This window comes from Vibrio sp. RM-41-2B (assembly GCF_024744415.1).
Lineage (GTDB): Bacteria > Pseudomonadota > Gammaproteobacteria > Enterobacterales > Vibrionaceae > Vibrio > Vibrio diabolicus.
The window spans coordinates 37,002-56,287 of sequence record NZ_JAMQWD010000010.1; the positions used below are offsets into that span (position 1 = coordinate 37,002).

Sequence of the window (19,286 nt, forward strand, 5' to 3'; positions counted from 1 at the left end):
ATCAGCGAGAAGGCAGCGCGGTTTGTAACCACTTGTTCTGATTGATAGCATACCTAACGAAAGTTCTGGAATTGGTATAACACATGAATTGGTGTATTGTAACCATCTTGTCACGATTACCAAGATTTTCCATTGAGAAACAGGCGTTTTTTAGCGTCAATTAACTATCATGGACCCTCTTACAATAATAAGGATTTATCGCCGTGAACTACTCCGTTTCAGCTGATGCTCTAAAAGGTAAAGTCATTCTTGTTACTGGCGCTGGTAATGGCATCGGCCGTCAAGCCGCGCTTTCTTATGCCGAGCACGGTGCAACTGTTATTCTCTTGGGTAGAAATGTGCAAAACCTTGAATCTATCTATGATGAGATTGAAGCAGCTGGCTACCCACAAGCTGCTATCATTCCTCTGGATCTCAAGGGAGCAACTAAGCAAAATTACATTGATATGGCAGAGACAATCGAAGGACAGTTTGGTCGTTTGGATGGCCTATTACACAACGCAGGTGTCTTGAGTTCGCTGTGTCCATTTGATCAAATCAAAGAGGAAGACTTCGACGATATCATGCAGATCAACGTGAAAGCAGAAGTGTTAATGACTCAAGCACTACTGCCTGTGATGCGTAAATCAGAAGCTGGGCGTATTATATTTACCTCTTCGACTGTCGGCCACTCTGGTCGCGCTTTCTGGGGGCCATACGCTATCTCTAAATTTGCCGTAGAAGGCATGATGCAAGTTTTGGCTGACGAGCTGAGTGATACGCCGATCCGTGTTAACGCAATTAACCCTGGTGCCACTCGTACTCGCATGCGTGAAAAAGCATACCCGGGTGAAGATGCAAATACTCTCAAAACGCCATTGGATATCATGCCGCTATATTTGCACTTAATGGATCCAGCGGTTACCGATGTGAATGGTCAGTGCATCGACGCTCAACCGAAGCGTAAATAACGAATTCAGGTTACCTCACATAATCGATTGAAAAGGCAGCAAACGCTGCCTTTTTTCATTTCTCTCTTCATAAAAATCTTGCGACTTTCTGCCATAGAAATATACTGTATATATATACAGGTATTTATTATGCACGATATTATTCAGCACTTAAAAAGCCAGCACCTTGTTTGGCAAGCAAATTTAACGAAAACAGATCCTCAGCAGTTGCGGACTAGTTCCGGGTTTTCTGAATTAGATGATTTGCTCGGCGGAGGCTTTCCACCTCATGGCGTAGTGGAGATGGAATCTATTGGTAGTATTGGTGAATTGCGTTTGCTCGCTCCTTATTTAAAAGCCACTCAGACCAATGGTGTGACTGCATTTATTCAACCTCCCGCGTTAGTGAATTCTCTGTTCTTACACTACATCGGTTTGGATATAAACCAAGTGTGGGTCGTTAATCCAGCTCACCCCAAAGATGCTCTTTGGGCTGCAGAACAATGTCTGAAAAGTGGGGTATGCAGTAATGTTTTATTATGGCAAGAAGAGCTTGAAATACATCAAGTGAAACGCTTACAGGTAGCGAGTGAACAAGGCACTTGTCCTCTATTTATGCTCAAGCCTAATATGACCAACCGCTTGTCTTTACCTGTGTCATTAAGCCTAAAGCTGCAAGGTAATGTACAAGGCGTCAGAGTGGAAGTTCTCAAGCGAAAAGGCGGTTGGAGCAAAGGCAGTGTCGATATCAGTTTCCAACACCACTACCCACAACTGGTAATGCCAAGCACGACTCACATTCCATCAACGGTGGTCAATTTCCCATTGGTGAACCAAGGTTAGTAATATGGCTTTATGGATTTACTTGCACTTCCCTCGCCTACAGCTAGATGCACTCTTTGGTGATAACCAAAATCAACCCGTGGTGATTGTAGAAAGCCAACGTTGCCAGATTCTTCAATACAACGAGATTGCCGAGCAACAAGGTATTAAGCCTGGTATGGGCTTAGGCAGTGCTGCGTCCTTGTGTCGAGATTTACAAGTGCATCCTTATCATCCACAAACCGAATTAAATAAATTACAAGAGGTAGCTCAGTGGTTGTATTTGATCACATCTGACGTTGTGTTGATGCCAAACCAAGGTATTTTGCTGCGTGCCACACCGATGCTCACCCTATATGAAGGGTTGGACAATTACTGGAATAAAGTCAGTAATCACTTAACTAAACTGCAGTTAAGCTTTCAATTTGGTTGTGGTTTTTCACCTCTGTCGGCCAAGTTAATGGCATTGGCAGGAGCGAATGTGCTTAGTGACGACAAATCTCTTATCGAACAAATGTTATTCCCATTACCTCTGCCTCTAACCGATTTATCGATCTCTATGGTTGAAAAGCTGCACCGCGTAGGCGTTACTTCCTTAAAAGGGTTACTTGAACTGCCATTGCAAGACATCGCACGACGCTTTGATATCGATTTGGTGAACTACGTTGGTCGACTGACTGGGCAGTTCAAGCATCCTGTAGACTTTTATCACCCGACCGAATCCTTCCAAGTTTATTTAGAGCTGTTATTTGAGCTCGAAAACGTCCAGTGGATTGAAAAGCCGCTGGCCAAGTTACTTCGTCAACTCGAAACCTTTCTTAAATTAAGAGATAAGGTCGCTTTTGAGCTGTGTTTAACACTCCACCAGCGTGAGAAACAAGAGCAACACCTTCAACTCACTTCTGCGCAAGGTGATTACCTATGTCAGCGTTGGCAGCAGTTAGCGAGTTTAAGCTTAGAGTCACTCTCGCTCAATGGCCCAGTCACAGGGCTAACGTTAAAAGTCGTCCGTAAAGGTGAGCCTCTTAGTGCATCACGCGATCTCTTTGCTGGGCAAAAAGGGAACATGAATGCTTTAGAACTGCTCTCTTTACTGCAAGCTAAATTGGGGAAAAGTGCCGTGTTAAAACCCAACATCGCTTGTGATCCTAGACCAGAAAAGGCCAGTCAATATCGCCCTGCTGATGCTCCAGATGAAAAGGAGCACGCCATACCATCCATACTACGCCCCGCAATGCAATTGCCCACTCCCATTGCATTGCAAGAGCAAGTCTCTTTGGTCCACGGACCTGAGCGAATCGTTTCTGGATGGTGGGATGGTGATGAGATCATGCGTGATTACTACATTGCACACACCAAGCAAGGCCGCTGGTTATGGATATTTCGCGATCAGCACAAGCACTGGTTTCTTCATGGCTATTTTTGTTAAATCGACAGTAATTTTTGTTGGGTCATTATGAGTTACGCGGAACTATTTTGTCAGTCTAACTTCTCTTTTTTGACTGGGGCTTCTCATGCAGAAGAGCTTGTACTCCAAGCTGCTTTCTATCGCTACCAAGCTCTAGCTATAACGGATGAATGTTCGGTCGCGGGCGTTGTCAAAGCCCATGCGACCATCGAACAACATAAACTCGATATCAAACAAATCGTTGGAAGTATGTTTTGGTTAAATGATGAATGCCAAATCGTACTGCTTTGCCCTTGTCGCAAGGCTTATGCCGAGTTGTGTCGTATCATCACAAACGCAAGAAGACGAAGTGGAAAAGGCAACTATCAACTGTTCGAATGGGATTTGATGTCGATTCGACATTGCTTGATATTGTGGCTGCCCACACATCAAGAGAGTGACCACTATTGGGGACGCTGGCTCAATCAACACCACGCTAATCGTTTGTGGGTAGCGATTCAGCGCCATTTGAGTAACAACGATACTGAGTACATTGCGCACTGCGAGCAGTTAGCACATGAATTTCAATTACCTATAACTGCCTGCGGAGGCGTTCTCATGCATGATGTTGAACGCTTGCCATTACAGCATGTACTTACCGCTATAAAGCATGGGTGTAGCGTCGATAAACTCGGTTTTGATCGTATTTCGAATACAGAACGAGCACTTCGTCCTTTTAAAAAACTGGTTCGGATTTACAAACCAGAATGGCTGGAAGAAAGTACTTACATCGCCGATTTATGCGAGTTTAAGCTCTCCGATTTAAAATACGAATATCCTACCGAGCTGATCCCAGATGGTTATACACCCGACTCTTACTTACGTATGTTAGTCGAGCGTGGTAAAAAGCTGCGTTTTCCTGAAGGCGTGCCAGCAGAAGTCAATCAAACCATCGAGAATGAACTTGCGCTTATTCAAGAGCTGAAATACCACTACTACTTCCTTACCATCCACGACATCGTAATGTTCGCGAAACAACAAGGCATTCTTTACCAAGGTCGAGGTTCCGCCGCAAACTCTGTGGTGTGCTATTGCCTGGAAATTACCGCCGTTGACCCTCGACAAATCGCAGTCTTATTCGAACGATTTATCAGTAAAGAACGTAAGGAACCGCCGGATATTGATGTGGACTTTGAACACGAGCGCCGTGAAGAGGTTATCCAATATATTTACAAAAAATATGGCCGTGAGCGTGCAGCACTTGCTGCAACAGTGATCAGCTATCGCTTTAAAAGTGCCGTGCGTGAAGTCGGTAAAGCGCTAGGGATTGAAGAGACCCAATTAGATTTTTTCATTAAGAACGTTAATCGCCGAGATCGCAGCCAAGGCTGGCAAGCTCAAATTATTGAACTTGGCCTACAACCAGAATCTCTCAAAGGGCAGCAGTTTATCCAATTGGTCAACGAGATCATTGGCTTCCCACGCCACTTATCTCAGCACGTGGGTGGCTTTGTAATTTCATCTGGCCCTTTATATGAGTTGGTACCAGTTGAAAATGCCTCGATGGAAGATCGCACTATCATTCAATGGGATAAAGACGATTTAGAAAGCTTGAAGCTACTAAAAGTCGATGTGCTCGCACTCGGCATGTTAAACGCCATCAGAAAGTGCTTTCAACTAGTCGAGAAACATCACCAGCGATCCCTCTCTATTTCCGAGATCACTCGCCGACAAGATGATCCACACGTGTACCGCATGATCCAAAAAGCTGACACGATAGGCGTATTCCAAATAGAATCTCGTGCACAAATGAGCATGCTTCCTCGCCTAAAGCCTGCTTGTTATTACGACTTAGTGATTCAAATTGCGATTGTTCGTCCAGGCCCTATTCAGGGTGATATGGTGCATCCTTTTTTAAAACGGCGTGATCACAAAGAGCCAGTCAGTTATCCATCGGAAGAAGTAAAAAGCGTTCTTGAGCGGACTATGGGCGTCCCTATTTTCCAAGAGCAAGTCATCAAGTTAGCCATGGTAGCCGCAGGGTTTAGCGGTGGCGAGGCCGATCAACTCCGTAGAGCGATGGCATCATGGAAGAAGAATGGCGATCTCGCTAAATTCAGACCAAAACTGATCAATGGTATGCAAGATAGAGGTTATGACTTAGCGTTTGCTGAGCGCATTTTCGATCAGATTTGCGGCTTTGGTGAGTACGGCTTCCCTGAAAGTCATTCAGCGTCTTTCGCAGTGCTGGCATATTGTTCTGCATGGTTAAAATATTATTACCCAGCAGAATTTTACACTGCACTGTTGAACAGCCAACCAATGGGATTTTATAGCCCATCGCAATTAGTACAAGATGCTCGCCGACATGGAGTCGAAGTATTGCCGGTGTGCGTCAATCATTCAAAATATCAGCATCATCTCGTCTCACGCCCGAATGGCAGGCTCGGCGTGCAACTTGGTTTTCGCTTGGTGAAAGGCTTTAACGCAGAAAGTGCGCAAAGGCTTATTGAGCGCAAACCACTTAATGGTTACCGCTCGATTCAAGAAGTAAAGCAGATATTAAGAAGCCGAAGTGACATTGAATTATTGGCTTCAGCCAATGCATTTCAGATCCTATCGGGGAATCGTTATAACGCACGCTGGGCAGCAATGGATTCCTTATCTGACCTACCATTGTTTCACAAGGTCGAAGAACCCAGTGTTAGCTACCAAACTCAGCCCTCAGAATATGAAAATTTAATTGAGGATTACGCGAGCACGGGACTATCTCTTAGCCGCCACCCGATTAAATTATTAGAAGAAACGGGCAAACTCCCTCATTTTACCCGCATGAGGCAACTGGCAGAGAAACCGCATAGGTCATTGGTCACAGTGGTAGGCGTGGTAACGGGAAGACAATCTCCAGGCACCGCCGCTGGCGTGACATTTTTTACGTTAGAAGATGACACAGGCAACATTAATGTGGTCGTTTGGCAAGCGACAGCACGAGCCCAAAAGCAAGCGTATTTAGGCGCTAAAGTATTAATGGTGAAAGGCATTCTTGAAAGAGAGGGAGAAGTCACGCACGTTATTGCTGGCAAGTTGATTGATTGCACGCACTATTTGAATAATCTACAAAGTAAATCTCGCGACTTTCATTAGTACAGAGATATTAATAAGCGAGGGGTTAAAAATCAGAGGGAGAGCTGCTCCCCCTCTGATTTCACTATATCTAATCATGCACTTTTAGAAAGCATCTGGCGTAATCGGTCTTGAGCAACTTCAACCAACAGATCTGGTTGGAATTTAGAGATAAAACGATCACAACCTACTTTTTGTACCATGGCTTCATTAAAGCTGCCGCTCAGAGAGGTGTTCAACGTAATAAACAACTTAGACATACGTGGATCTTGGCGCACTTCATGAGTCAGTTTATAACCGTCCATTTCAGGCATTTCAGCATCCGTAATCATCATCAACAGCTCTTTTTCTACGTCTTTCCCTTCATCACACCAGCGCTTTAAAACTGTTAGCGCTTCTAGTCCGTCACGACACTCGATGATATTCATACCCAATTGAGAAAGCGTATCGCGAACTTGATTACGAGCTGTAGATGAATCATCCACAATCAGAACATTACGCCCGACCATTGCTTGGGCAAGTTCTTGATCGAGAATGTCCTCCGAAATAGTCACGTCGTAATGCACGATCTCTGCTAAAACTTTTTCAACGTCAATAATTTCGACAATTTGAGAGGCATCCCCCTCTTTGATTTGCGTGATAGCTGTGAGGTAATTCGAGCGACCAGACGTGGAAGGAGGCGGCTGAATTTCAGTCCATGCCGTATTAATAATATTTTTAACCGGACCGACTAAGAAGCCCTGCACCGTACGGTTGTACTCTGTCACGATCAAATTTTCTTCTTCCGCTTCACCACGCAAAGCTGGGAAACCTATTGCGCCACGCAAATCAATCACTGGCACCGCTTCACCTCGTAAAGAAGCGACCCCACGAATGTTGTAGTGTGAGCCAGGAAGCTTGGTTAACGGTGGCAGCTTGATGACCTCTTTCACTTTGAACACATTAATCGCAAATAATTGGCGACTATTTAAAGTGAACAGCAGAAGCTCTAGTCGGTTTTCACCAACCAAGTTCGTACGCTGGTCAACCGTATTTAACACTCCGGACATACTACTACCTAAATTATGGATAATTCTTATTTTTACTCGAAATCAATACAGACACATCAAGGTTCTAAACCCAAATAACCTTAAGATATTTGTTTTTCGAGCATGGCTTGAAAGTACAACGGTTTCAGCGCATTACTTCCCTTCTATTTGTATCAGACACAAAGTCACTCTACACATTGAAAGCCATTTGGGTTTATTTACTTGAGCTTTTTAGGAAATTACATGAATGGCGCAGATATAGCAATGCAGCACAACTCAAATTCACCTTCTAATAATAGGCGATCAAAAAGGGTGAGCCGTTAAGCCTCACCCTAAATCATCTAAAAATATATAGGCTCGACACCTAAGCACTTCATCATGTTTGAAGCAATTAGCCTTCCACAACCTTCATCAATAACTGACCATCGTACAACGCTTGCTTGATCAACGCGGCACCAGGCATTGTTGCTTGCTTATAGAAACGAGATTCCACCAGCTCAAGATCTTGGTGATAAACCGGTAAACTCTGCTCTTCGATACAGCGACGCACCGCAGGATAAAGTACATCTTTTGCTTGGTTAATCACACCACCGATCAAGATCTTCTCAGGGTTAAATAAGTTGATCACAATAGCAATTGCGGAACCTAAGTAGCGTCCAAGCTTTTCAATCACATCAACTGCCAACGGATCACCGTTCGCTGCCGCTTCACAAATGCTCTCAATACTCATTTCTTCTTGTTCAGCAAGAATAGAGTCTTCGCCATCAGCAATTCTTCTTACGGCTTCTTCACGAATCGCTTGAGAACTGGCAACGGTTTCCAAACAACCAATGTTGCCACAATGACAACGTTTTCCATTTGGGTCGATTTGAATATGTCCAAGCTCACCAATGTTACCGTGACGGCCTTGCAAAACGCGCCCATCCAGAATGATGCCGGCACCTAAACCATGGTGAATAGAGATAAGAACAGAGTTGTCATTGTCTTGAGAATGGCCGAAAAGCTTTTCTGCTAATGCCCAAGCTCGCGTGTCATTGGCAATGAAAACTGGCAAGCCTGTTGCTTTATATATCTCTGGTCCAAGAGCAAGATTTTCGACGTTGTAATGAGGCATTTGCAGCACGACACCTTGCTCTGAATTCACAAGGCCAGGCAGCGTAATTGCAATACTGGTAACACGGTCAAGTTGATCCGCGTAAGTTTGGAAGAATTCATCAATTTCGTAGAGCAGACGCTCAAGCACATCGTCTTGGTCACGTTCGTGTATCTCGATTTTAGTATCGATCAACACATCGCCACCTAGCTCATGCAGAGCAATAGTTAAATAACCTCGCCCCAAACGCATTGACAGAAATTGCCACCCTTCGTTGTTGACCTGCAAACCGACGGCAGGTCGACCACGACTCGTCGCTTCTTGTACTGTGGTTTCATGAATCAAGTGCGCTTCAATTAATTCTCGAGTGATTTTGGTGATACTGGCAGGAGCAAGCTCACTCTGCTTGGACAAATCAATTCGAGAAATAGGACCTTTTAGGTCAATTAGTTTATATACACGACCAGCATTGACCTGTTTGATATGATCAATATGGCCCGGTTGAGCCATGTACATCTTGCACTCCGAAATTCTATAACGAGACAATTTTTTTACTTTGCGAACTAATTGTGAAGTGAATTAATAAATCCCCGTGACAAGCATCACGTATAAACCTGTTTGTTTGTGTATTCAATCAAATAACGAAGAATCTACTCCTGTTAAATTGTTTGAAAAATAACTTATTTTTATTCACTAAATTATGAAGCAACTCCTGTTACAACAGCGCATTCTCATCAATAGGAGCTGAAGCCTATGGAATATCTGTCTGTTTTACCGGGATTACTCTTAATGTAAACATTCTGTGCATATACTTATACTCAAGCAGCTTTAAGGTGTGGGCTCAGCAACGAGGCAGACCTTGAGAGCGATTGAGGAAAGTAAGGATAGAGTTCAAGTTACCTTTACACATACATTCATCGGAGAATCTATGACTTCCAAACTAAGACGAACAAAAATTGTCACCACGCTTGGTCCTTCAACGGATAAGGACAATGTACTTGAGGAGATCATCAAAGCCGGTGCAAACGTTGTCCGTATGAATTTCTCACATGGAACCAGTGAAGACCACATTCAACGCGCCAAAAAAGTCCGTACCATTGCGGCAAAGCTTGGGCGTCAAGTTGCTATCCTCGGCGACTTGCAAGGCCCTAAAATCCGCGTATCGACCTTTAAAGATGGCCAAGTCATGTTAAATGTGGGCGATAAATTCACATTAGACAGTGATTTACCAAAAGGTGAAGGCAACCAAGAGTCCGTAGGGCTAGATTATAAAGAACTGCCGCAAGATGTTTCACCAAACGACATTCTGTTACTCGATGATGGACGCGTTCAACTGCAAGTCACCAGCGTCGAAGGCAATAAAGTTCATACCCGTGTGATTGTTGGTGGTCCACTATCTAATAATAAAGGGATCAACAAAAAAGGCGGCGGATTGTCAGCCGATGCGCTCACAGAGAAAGATAAAGCCGACATTCTTACCGCCGCAGAAATTCAAGTGGACTACCTTGCTATTTCGTTCCCACGTAACGGCGAAGACATGCATTACGCTCGACGCCTAGCCAGAGATGCAGGCCTTGAAGCCATGTTGGTGGCTAAAGTCGAACGAGCAGAAACCGTCGCGACTAATGAGTCTATTGACGATATTATTCTCGCATCCGATGTGGTGATGGTTGCGCGTGGCGATCTGGGTGTAGAAATCGGCGATCCTGAACTTATTGGCGTCCAGAAAAAACTGATTCGCCGCGCACGCAGTTTAAACCGCATCGTAATTACTGCGACACAAATGATGGAGTCCATGATTACTAGCCCGATGCCGACGCGTGCTGAAGTGATGGACGTGGCCAATGCGGTTCTAGACGGCACTGACGCTGTGATGCTGTCTGGAGAGACCGCAGCAGGTAAATACCCTGTAGAAACGGTCAAATCCATGGCCGAGGTATGTGTGGGCGCAGAAAAGATGTCTGAGGCAAGCCTATCCACTTATCGCTTAGATCGCACCTTCGAAACCGCTGAAGAAACCATCGCAATGGCAACCATGTACTCTGCGAATCACATGGAAGGAATTAAAGCGATGATCTCGTTAACAGAATCTGGCAGGACTGCGTTGATGATGTCTCGCTTAAGCTCTGGCTTACCAATATTTGCCTTATCACGTAATGAATCAACGCTCAATCGAGCTGCACTATACCGAGGCGTGACACCGGTATATTTCGAGTCAAAAAGTGATGCAGGTTTACCGACAGCTCAAGCTGCGATTGCCAGCCTTAAAGAACAAGGGTTCTTGCACAAGGGTGATTTAGTCATGATCACTCAAGGCGATGTAATGGATGTCGTTGGTTCAACCAACTGCATGAGAATTCTGCAAGCATAACCTTTATACCTAACCCGATTAACCACAGAGATTAGGTACGCACACGAATGAGGCTCCGAAAACGGAGCCTCATTTATTTACACTTCACTTTGTATTTAGCTTATGTCGTTAATACAAAAGGTTATGCACTCTCTCTGCCATCAATTTCAATATTCAGTTGGTCATAGAGTTGAACCAGATTAAACCCCGCCTGAAGTCCGAGTTGATAATCATGCTCTAGTGATTCTTGGTCACTTAACAAAGAAGAAGAACGAAGCCCCTCTTTAGGCGCGATTTGTAAAATGAAAGTATCGTCAGGTGGAGCAGATATAAAGGCCTGAGTGAGCTCAAATGTTTGATAGTGAATCATCAGCATGTCGGCTAAACCTGAGTCAAAATTCTCACCGATTAAATGGCTTAAACGATACAAATTATCAGCACCGAACAACCAACGGCCTCCATTCAATAGCATTTTTCCGGCAAGCTTCGATTGATGGGCGGCATTAATTTTTTGTTGGAAGAACGAAGCCCAATCCAACTTCCATCGATTCACTTTTTGCTGCCATGATTGCTGCACCGAATTAATAGACTCTCGATACCACTCGACAGGCACATCCCCTACTTCACTTTGCGCTCTCGCTTCAATCTCCGAGAACGGTTCTGTTCGGATGACAATAATGTTGCGAGCATTCTGACGCCACGCTTCTTGAACAGGGATAGAAGCCGACACACCACCATCAACAAACTTATTGCCATTAACGTCGACAGGTCCGTGGTACAACTTAGGAATCGCGCATGTTGCTAACATGGTGTTAAACCACGTGTCACCCAAGATTGGTAAATATTGATCCGATAGCGTCTCTACATTTGTTACCGCTGCAAACGCACCTCGTCCTCCTAGTGCACTGCGGCCTAAATCAAGATCAAGCTTGTAAGGGAAATCTTGAATCCGCTCTAACGCCCACTCTAAACCCAAGTACTGCTGCTTTCGAATATAACGAAACAGATTAAAAAATTCAGGAGACGTTGTCAGCTCGGTAATAAAAGCTTTGCCCATACCGTGTTGACGACATAAGTAAGAGCATAAATTGAGTGCCCCAGCAGAGGTACCGTAGAATTCATCGAAAGGATCAAAGTTGGAAAGTAAAAATGCGTCTAATACGCCAGCGGTAAAAATCCCTCTCTGCCCTCCACCTTGCGTGACTAAAGCAGTTTTTCCATGCCTGAAATGCTCATAAACTTTAACATCAAGCTCAGTATGGCTTTCTGTGATTATACCGCTGTTACGTATCATAGGCTCACGCCATTTTGTTAAAACACTTGGTAAAAGTAGTTATCTTAAGCCGTTGTAATCGCAATGATACCAAACGACAAAAGTACTGCAAAAACAGTCACCACGATGATTAATGCGGATTTTAGATCGTGTTCCATAAACACCTCCTTAATATGTAACAAATTAATAACACCAGTGTGAAATATGTTCAAGATTTGCTTAATTTAGTCGCGCAATTTTGACTAACCCATCACAATTAGCTTAGTCATAATAAGGAGATAGGACATGAACCAAAAACTCAGCTGGCTGGTAGGAAGCATACTGCTCAGCACCGCGGTAAGTGCACAAGCCAATATTATCGTTACTCCATTCATAGGCTATACAGGTGGCGGTCAAGTAGAAGACGAAGGTGGCAATACATACGACCTCGATCCCGCAGTGAACTACGCACTTTCAATCGAGACGCCTTTTGAGAAAGGAAGAATTGGATTATTTTACTCCAACCAATCAACAGAACTTGAAAAGTTATCAAATTCGGCAGATATCCATTACCTGCAATTTCAAAGCAGCATGTACTACCCTGTTGCAGAAAACTGGCAAACCTATATTGGTGTTGGCTTGGGAGCCTCTTACACCGATGTTGATTGGGTAGACAAAAAATACGGATTTTCGGCGAGCGCTTTTGCAGGGCTGGAATATGAGTTTTCAAAGAACTTTGCGTTGACAGCCCAATTAAGATGGTTGGGAACGGTCGTTGATAACGATACCTCTGGAGCCTGCACCCTACCTAATGACGGCTCAAACTGCATCATTAAGTTCGATACCGATTGGATGAACCAATTCCAATCAAATATTGGTTTTAGTTTCCGTTTCTAATTTTTTGTACACTTCACTTCGTAGGACTCGCCACAAAGAGTGCTGGGCGAGTCCTACACAAAGCAGATAGAAAATATCATCTAAACATCATCGCTTAGAAAAGTAACGGAGCATTCTCTAGCGGGGTGCGCAAAAGATAGCCGTACGCCCTAGTTCATCAAAATAGTTTTAAACACCAAGTCGATTATTGGATTCTAGTCATTTGTTCCATACAACCAACTAATCCCCCACACAAAACCATAATCAAACTCAAATTTAACAAGATTAAAACCAGACAACGCACCTGAGTTAACATTTAGATTCTATTGCGCTAAGTATTATTAGAAGTTAGTCTGATTAGTGAAAACAGATAAATATTTCAGTTTTATCAAACACACATCAAAACTTTAAGATTAATAATCTACTTTCTCTCACAGTAACCAGAATATAGCTCTATAAAATTATAATAAGCTAGAATTAAGGATAGAAAAGCTGATGGATAACAGCGGTCCTTTCTTCCAACGGTTTGCGCAAATATTACTGTGTTACGGAGAGAGCTTCATTCCTCAGGGAGTCGTATAGGAGTCAAATATGAAGCGAGAACAATGGGGATCCCGAGCGGGATTCATCTTAGCAGCAGTCGGGTCTGCTATCGGTTTGGGAAACATTTGGCGTTTTCCATACATGGCCTATGAAAACGGTGGCGGCGCATTTTTTATTCCTTACATTTTCGCCATGATCACGGCCGGTATTCCATTTATGATCCTTGAGTTCAGTATGGGACAAAAGTACCGAGGCTCAGCACCAAAAACGCTAGCGAAAATTCATTCTAAATTTGAATGGCTTGGCTGGTTCCAAGTTGGTGTTGCAGCAGTTATCGCCGTTTACTATGTTGCAGTTATCGGTTGGTCAATTTCTTACTTTGGGTTGTCGTTCACTCAAGGTTGGGGAACCGATACAAACGCATTTTTCTTTAGTGAGTACCTAAAGTTAGGTGATAACTCACCAACAGACTTAGGCAGTATTCAATGGAAAATTGCCTTATCTATGGTGATTGCTTGGGCTATTACTTACACCGCCATTGCCAAAGGCGTGAAATCAGGGATTGAGCGCGCATCTAAAATCATGATGCCAATACTATTCTTGATGGTGATTTTTTTAATCGGACGTATGGTTTTCTTGCCAGGAGCTTTGGATGGCGTTAACTACATGTTTGAACCCGATTTCAGCAAAATTTGGGATGTGAAAGTATGGGCAGCTGCGTACGGTCAGATCTTCTTTACCCTAAGCATCGGCTTCGCGATCATGCTGGCTTACTCTAGTTATCTGCCAGAAAAATCAGACATCACGAATAACGCGTTTATGACCGTGTTGATCAACTGTGGCTTCTCCATCCTAGCAGGTATTATGATCTTCTCTGTCTTGGGTTACATGGCTCAAGAACAAGGTAAACCGCTAACAGAAGTGGTATCTGCAGGCGTTGGCCTTGCTTTTGTTACTTTACCTGCGGCAATTAACTTATTACCCGCACCATATATTCTTGGTCCTCTGTTCTTCTTTGCACTGGTGGTTGCTGGTCTAAGTTCGCACATTTCTATCATGGAAGCCGTAACATCCGCCATCATCGATAAGCTAAAGTGGAGCCGAAAAAAAGCTGCAAACGTTGTAATCGGAACTGGTTTTGTGGTTTCTATTGCGTTCGCAACAAATGGCGGTCTATTGCTGCTAGACCTAGTAGACCACTTCGCAAACAACGTTGGCATTATGGTAGGCGGCTTGGTTGAGATTGTATTGATGGCGTGGCTATTGAAACGCGTGCCTGAAGTGCGTAATTACGTAAATGAGCGCTCTGATTTCTCTATTGGTCAATGGTTTGAGATCTGTTTACGCTTCGTAACACCGATTATTCTCGCCATTATCTTAGCAACTAAGCTTTATGCTTTATTTACTGAAGGCTACGGTGGTTATGATCTAACTGTAGGCTGGGCACTTATCGCCGCACTATTTATCTTTGGTCTAGTGATTAACGCAGTAAATCGCAAGGAGACAGCGAAATGACAATCAGCGCAATTATTATGATGGTTATTGGTTTAGGTATCACTTGGGGCGGCGCTGCCGTTTGTATCAAGCGAGCCATGGATAAACAATAGCAGTATTGCATTCCAAACATAAAAAACGCCGGTATTTACCGGCGTTTTTTATGTTTCTTTTATTCTAGAAACTGTATTTGATGCCAACGGCACCACCAAGTTGTAAGTCAGCACCTTTGTAAAGATCTAGCTCTGGGTGTATTTGACCATAAAGATCCCAGCCGCGTGATAAATCCCAGTTCACACCGAGAGGTACACGCACGCCAAACTCATCATCCCATTCATACCAACCACCAACGCCAACATACCAAGTCACAGGCATGTTTTGATCGAATGTTCCACGTTTAGCGATGTAATCAAACGCCATACCATCGTTACCGATAATGCCGCGATACTTATTATCTAACTCAACAACAACACTCAACTGTTGATCGACAGCCATACCAACAGACAAGTTTGTTGGCTCATTTGCCGCCATTGCGGTACTAGAAACTAGTCCTGCTAATAAAATTAATTTGCTCTTCATACACGTTATCAATTATTAAAAAAACATCATGCGTTATTCAAACATAGTGGTGTTTCAATATGTCAACGATGAGTAAGCGCGATGTATGAAAAGACTGGCAAAAGTAAAGATGAGTTTAGGATCACACTCAGAAAGCACTTTTAGCAATGGGAGAGGAACTAAAAAAGGAGGCCGAAGCCTCCTTTTATTCATTGTTATGAATGACGGTGATTAGCCGTGGTTACGGATCCACTCATCCATTTCAGTTTTTAGGTTGTCAGACTTAGTACCGAAGATAGCCTGTACACCACCTGCAACAACTACAACACCAGCAGCGCCAAGTTGTTTCAGTTTGTCTTGGTCAACAGCTGCTGTATCTGCAACCGCGACACGTAGGCGAGTGATACATGCGTCTAGACCAGTAATGTTAGCTTTACCACCGAACGCTGCAACCAGTTCACCACCCATGTCAGAGCCAGAAGTTGCTGCCGCACTTTCTGTTTCATCTTCACGACCAGGAGTTTTTAGGTCAAGTGCTGTGATTACGCCACGGAACACTACGTAGTAAATCACTGCGTATACTAAACCAACAGCAATCATTAGCCCCATCTTCTGAGCGTTACCAGATAGAACTAGGAAGTCGATCAGACCGTGAGAGAAAGAAGTACCGTGTACAAAGCCTAGAGTGTTAGAAACAATGTATGCAGAACCAGCTAGTAGAGCGTGGATACCGTATAGTAGTGGAGCAACGAATAGGAATGAGAATTCGATAGGCTCAGTAATACCAGTTAGGAATGAAGTCAGTGCAGCTGACGCCATGATACCCATTACTTTTGCGCGGTTTTCTGGTTTAGCACAGTGAGCAATTGCGATTGCTGCAGCTGGTAGACCAAACATCTTGAACATGTAACCACCCGCTAGCTGACCGAAGCCATTGCCAGCAGCACGAGATGCTTCATCAGCAACTAGGTAACAAGTTAGTACGCCGTTTTGAGCTTCACCAGCAGCGTTAACACAAGAACCTGCTTCGAAGAAGAAAGGTACGTTCCATACGTGGTGTAGGCCGAATGGGATTAGAGAACGCTCTACAACACCGTAGATACCGAATGCTAGTTGTGGGTTTTGGTGCGCAGCCCAATCAGAGAATGCAGAGATTGCACCGCCAATTGGTGGCCAAATTACAGAAAGGATAACACCAAGGATGATCGCTGCAAAACCAGTGATGATAGGCACTGCACGCTTACCAGCGAAGAAGCCAAGATACTCTGGAAGTTGAATTTTGAAGAAACGGTTGAATGCCCAAGCAGCCACACCACCGACAAGGATACCACCTAGTACACCTGTATCGATTTTCTCAACACCCATAACACCCGCCATTACACCTAGCGTTGCCGTCATGATGCCGTAACCAACGATTGCTGCAAGACCAGCAACACCGTCGTTATTAGTGAAGCCTAGAGCTACACCTACTGCAAATAGAAGTGCCATTTGGCCGAATACTGAACCACCAGCTTGTTCCATAAGATTAGAAACGATCTCTGGAATAAAGCTTAGATGGGCAGCACCCACACCTAATAAAATACCTGCAACTGGTAAAACTGATACTGGAAGCATCAGCGCCTTACCAACTTTTTGCAGGTTAGCAAAAAGGTTCTTAAACATGTTTATGCTCCTGATAAATTTATAAGTATTATTTGGGCACTAACGGCACACCCCCGTAGCCTAAAGGTTAGCACCCAATGAAAATGTAACCACAACTGCATTATATTTTCCGGCTCTAAATATATATTGATGACCCTCAAACTTTCCACACAGTTACGAAATTTAGTTTCAAAACAAGTCTTGGATCACACCCAAAAACAGCTGATGAAAAGGTTTGCATTGCAGTTATATTGCTGTTTTATAAAGAGTTTATTATTTATATAATTAATTTTAAGGCGTAAATAAAATACGCCCCAATGTTATTTTTAGTAACAAAATTACATTTGTGATTTTTGAATGTTATTAAATCAACATTTTTAGTAAACATTAAACTCATGAGTATATCTGTTGTTTTTATCAACAAAAAAGGAGCATACGCTCCTTTTTTATGCTCTTATTGATTTTTCATCGCAAAAAAAGATTTCGGAAATTTTCGGTGGTTTTTTGTGCCACTTCAGAAAGAGAGCACGATTTGAGTTGCGCAATATAAGAAGCCACCTCGACAACATAAGCAGGTTGATTCTCTTTACCTCGGTGAGGGACTGGAGCCAAGTAAGGAGAATCTGTCTCAATGAGAAGCTTCTCTAGAGGTAGAGTCTTCACCACTTCTTTCAACTCTGTAGCTTGACGGAAAGTGACAATCCCCGAGATAGAAATATAAAACCCTAGCTCAAGTGCAGCTTCAGCAAATGGAAGATCTTCTGTAAAACAGTGGATAACACCACCACATTTCTCCGCCCCACCCTTACGCAAAATATCTAGAGTATCCGCACGTGCGTTTCTGGTATGGATAATTAAAGGTTTGTTAAGCTCCACCGCAAGATCAACGTGTTGCTCAAAACGCTCTTTCTGTAACGCTGCCGTTTCTGGCTTATAATGATAATCCAAGCCTGTTTCACCAATGGCAACGACTTTTTCATTCGATGCGTGGTGACGTAGCACGTCCATCGAAAAGTCGCTTTCAACATCAAGTGGGTGTACACCGCACGAAGCATAAACATTCTCATAAGGCTCAATCATTTCCATCATTTTAGGGAAAGAATCCAGCGTAACTCCCACAGAAAGCAGCTCGGTTACCTTTGCTTGTTTAGCTTTGTTAATAACGTCTTCCACATTGATGTGGAGATCGTCGTAATTCAATTTGTCTAAATGACAATGAGAATCTACGAACATAATACCTCTCGTGATTCAATTAACCAGTTCATTGATAGTAGCTCAAGGTTTAGACCAGGAAAGGCTTGCACCTGAGCTTTGAGGTCCATCAGCGCCTTCGCTGATGAGTACAAACCGTTGTAGTTGTTCGGCTGAAACTTTATAGCGCCAGGAAGCATTTGTGCTTCTGATACACCAAACTGCGCTTTCTGAGCGTCTGTCAGTAAATACCACGCCCAGTCTAGTGATTGCTCCGAGTGTTTAGCCATTAAAGAAGCACACTCAGAAATGTCTGAGGCAGGAGAAGACATCGCCTTAATAAAAGTGCGCTCAAAAGCCAAGTAAGCATCGAGATCGCCATTATTTAACGCATCCAATGTTTTTATCGGAGAGCCCATATTCAGTTTTAAGACGTAAGCAGGAACTTGCTGCGCCCCTTGTTCGCGCATCCATTGCATCGCTTGTTCCGTTGACGGCGGCGCAACAACCCAGTGTTGGCAACGGCTACGAATAGTTGGAAGCAGCCGCTCCTGATTGTGGGTAACGAGCAAAAACAAGCACTTTGCCCCAGGCTCTTCTAGCGTTTTTAACAATGCATTCGATGCCGATTCATTCATAGAGTCCGCTGGCTCTATAACAAATAGGCGATAACCATTAAGCTGTGATGATTCCTGTGCAAGACGGTTGCAAGCTCGAACTTGGTCCACCGTTATCGCTTTTCCTTCTTTTTCTGGTTTGATCCAGTGTAAATCTGGGTGGTTGTGTGATTGATTTAATTGACAGCTATGACAAAAACCGCACGCTTCACTGGCGTAATTTTGGCAAAGAAGTGCTTGGCTAAAAAACTCGATAAGCTTTTCGATGCCTAAGCCTTGCTCGCTTTGCAATAAAAGCGCACCTGGTATTCTGTCCGACTCTAGCCCTACTTTGAGGTTATCCCATACTGGCTGCAACCATGGATAATCATTTAACATGAGT

Annotated in this window: 16 protein-coding genes; 8 read left to right on the forward strand and 8 right to left on the reverse strand. The window is 43.7% G+C overall.

The features are described 5' to 3' along the window. Window positions 1-203 precede the first annotated feature (203 nt). The 4 genes from NB463_RS08470 to NB463_RS08485 all read left to right on the forward strand — a co-directional run bounded on the left by NB463_RS08470 (window position 204) and on the right by NB463_RS08485 (window position 6,282). Window positions 204-950, forward strand: a complete 747-nt coding sequence (locus NB463_RS08470; RefSeq protein ID WP_046874431.1) for a YciK family oxidoreductase — start codon at window positions 204-206, stop codon at window positions 948-950. Between the two features lie 129 nt (window positions 951-1,079). Then, window positions 1,080-1,772 carry a translesion DNA synthesis-associated protein ImuA gene (imuA, locus tag NB463_RS08475; RefSeq protein ID WP_258431357.1) on the forward strand — a complete coding sequence of 231 codons (693 nt, stop codon included), beginning with the start codon at window positions 1,080-1,082 and terminating at the stop codon, window positions 1,770-1,772. A gap of 4 nt (window positions 1,773-1,776) precedes the next feature. Continuing rightward, the gene (locus NB463_RS08480; RefSeq protein ID WP_258431358.1) at window positions 1,777-3,180 is read left to right on the forward strand and encodes a Y-family DNA polymerase; all 1,404 of its coding nucleotides are present in this window, start codon (window positions 1,777-1,779) and stop codon (window positions 3,178-3,180) included. Between the two features lie 27 nt (window positions 3,181-3,207). Continuing rightward, complete coding sequence (locus tag NB463_RS08485; RefSeq protein ID WP_258431359.1) at window positions 3,208-6,282, forward strand: error-prone DNA polymerase; 3,075 nt, start codon at window positions 3,208-3,210, stop codon at window positions 6,280-6,282. A 74-nt stretch (window positions 6,283-6,356) separates the two neighbouring features. On the opposite strand, the gene NB463_RS08490 is transcribed toward NB463_RS08485, so the two are convergent. Both NB463_RS08490 and mlc read right to left on the reverse strand, forming a co-directional pair. After that, on the reverse strand, window positions 6,357-7,310 hold the full coding sequence (locus tag NB463_RS08490) for a chemotaxis protein CheV (protein WP_005372976.1): 954 nt from the start codon (window positions 7,308-7,310) through the stop codon (window positions 6,357-6,359). A gap of 370 nt (window positions 7,311-7,680) precedes the next feature. Next, window positions 7,681-8,898 (reverse strand): sugar metabolism global transcriptional regulator Mlc, encoded by a 1,218-nt coding sequence (gene mlc / locus NB463_RS08495; RefSeq protein WP_258431360.1) that lies wholly within the window; start codon window positions 8,896-8,898, stop codon window positions 7,681-7,683. Window positions 8,899-9,310: 412 nt separating this feature from the next. Here mlc and pyk point away from each other — a divergent pair, with 412 nt between their 5' ends. Beyond that, on the forward strand, window positions 9,311-10,753 hold the full coding sequence (gene pyk / locus NB463_RS08500) for a pyruvate kinase (RefSeq protein WP_005398214.1): 1,443 nt from the start codon (window positions 9,311-9,313) through the stop codon (window positions 10,751-10,753). A gap of 121 nt (window positions 10,754-10,874) precedes the next feature. Here the strand turns inward: pyk and NB463_RS08505 are convergent, their stop codons facing one another. Continuing rightward, window positions 10,875-12,026, reverse strand: coding sequence for a patatin-like phospholipase family protein (locus tag NB463_RS08505; RefSeq protein WP_005398215.1), 1,152 nt, complete (start codon window positions 12,024-12,026; stop codon window positions 10,875-10,877). Window positions 12,027-12,070: 44 nt separating this feature from the next. Continuing rightward, the gene (cydH, locus tag NB463_RS08510; protein WP_005372970.1) at window positions 12,071-12,163 is read right to left on the reverse strand and encodes a cytochrome bd-I oxidase subunit CydH; all 93 of its coding nucleotides are present in this window, start codon (window positions 12,161-12,163) and stop codon (window positions 12,071-12,073) included. Window positions 12,164-12,290: 127 nt separating this feature from the next. On the opposite strand from cydH, the gene NB463_RS08515 reads away from it, so the two are divergent. The 3 genes from NB463_RS08515 to NB463_RS08525 all read left to right on the forward strand — a co-directional run bounded on the left by NB463_RS08515 (window position 12,291) and on the right by NB463_RS08525 (window position 15,010). Further along, window positions 12,291-12,881 carry an outer membrane beta-barrel protein gene (locus NB463_RS08515; RefSeq protein ID WP_047010036.1) on the forward strand — a complete coding sequence of 197 codons (591 nt, stop codon included), beginning with the start codon at window positions 12,291-12,293 and terminating at the stop codon, window positions 12,879-12,881. 570 nt (window positions 12,882-13,451) lie between these two features. Further along, a complete protein-coding gene (locus NB463_RS08520) occupies window positions 13,452-14,918 on the forward strand; it encodes a sodium-dependent transporter (protein WP_258431361.1) in 1,467 nt (488 codons plus the stop codon). Further along, complete coding sequence (locus NB463_RS08525; RefSeq protein WP_005372963.1) at window positions 14,915-15,010, forward strand: MetS family NSS transporter small subunit; 96 nt, start codon at window positions 14,915-14,917, stop codon at window positions 15,008-15,010. Before NB463_RS08520 ends, NB463_RS08525 begins: the two co-directional genes overlap by 4 nt. Before the next feature lie 64 nt (window positions 15,011-15,074). Here NB463_RS08525 and NB463_RS08530 read toward each other — a convergent pair whose 3' ends face one another. The 4 genes from NB463_RS08530 to NB463_RS08545 all read right to left on the reverse strand — a co-directional run bounded on the left by NB463_RS08530 (window position 15,075) and on the right by NB463_RS08545 (window position 19,282). Further along, window positions 15,075-15,476 (reverse strand): hypothetical protein, encoded by a 402-nt coding sequence (locus NB463_RS08530; RefSeq protein WP_005396996.1) that lies wholly within the window; start codon window positions 15,474-15,476, stop codon window positions 15,075-15,077. 210 nt (window positions 15,477-15,686) lie between these two features. Next, window positions 15,687-17,117, reverse strand: a complete 1,431-nt coding sequence (ptsG, locus tag NB463_RS08535; protein ID WP_006743155.1) for a PTS glucose transporter subunit IIBC — start codon at window positions 17,115-17,117, stop codon at window positions 15,687-15,689. 444 nt (window positions 17,118-17,561) lie between these two features. Beyond that, window positions 17,562-18,329 (reverse strand): TatD family hydrolase, encoded by a 768-nt coding sequence (locus NB463_RS08540; RefSeq protein WP_005396993.1) that lies wholly within the window; start codon window positions 18,327-18,329, stop codon window positions 17,562-17,564. Continuing rightward, entirely contained in the window at window positions 18,320-19,282 is a 963-nt protein-coding gene (locus NB463_RS08545) for a DNA polymerase III subunit delta' (RefSeq protein ID WP_053808858.1), read from the reverse strand. The genes NB463_RS08540 and NB463_RS08545 overlap by 10 nt, the downstream gene beginning before the upstream one ends. Between the last annotated feature and the right edge of the window lie 4 nt (window positions 19,283-19,286).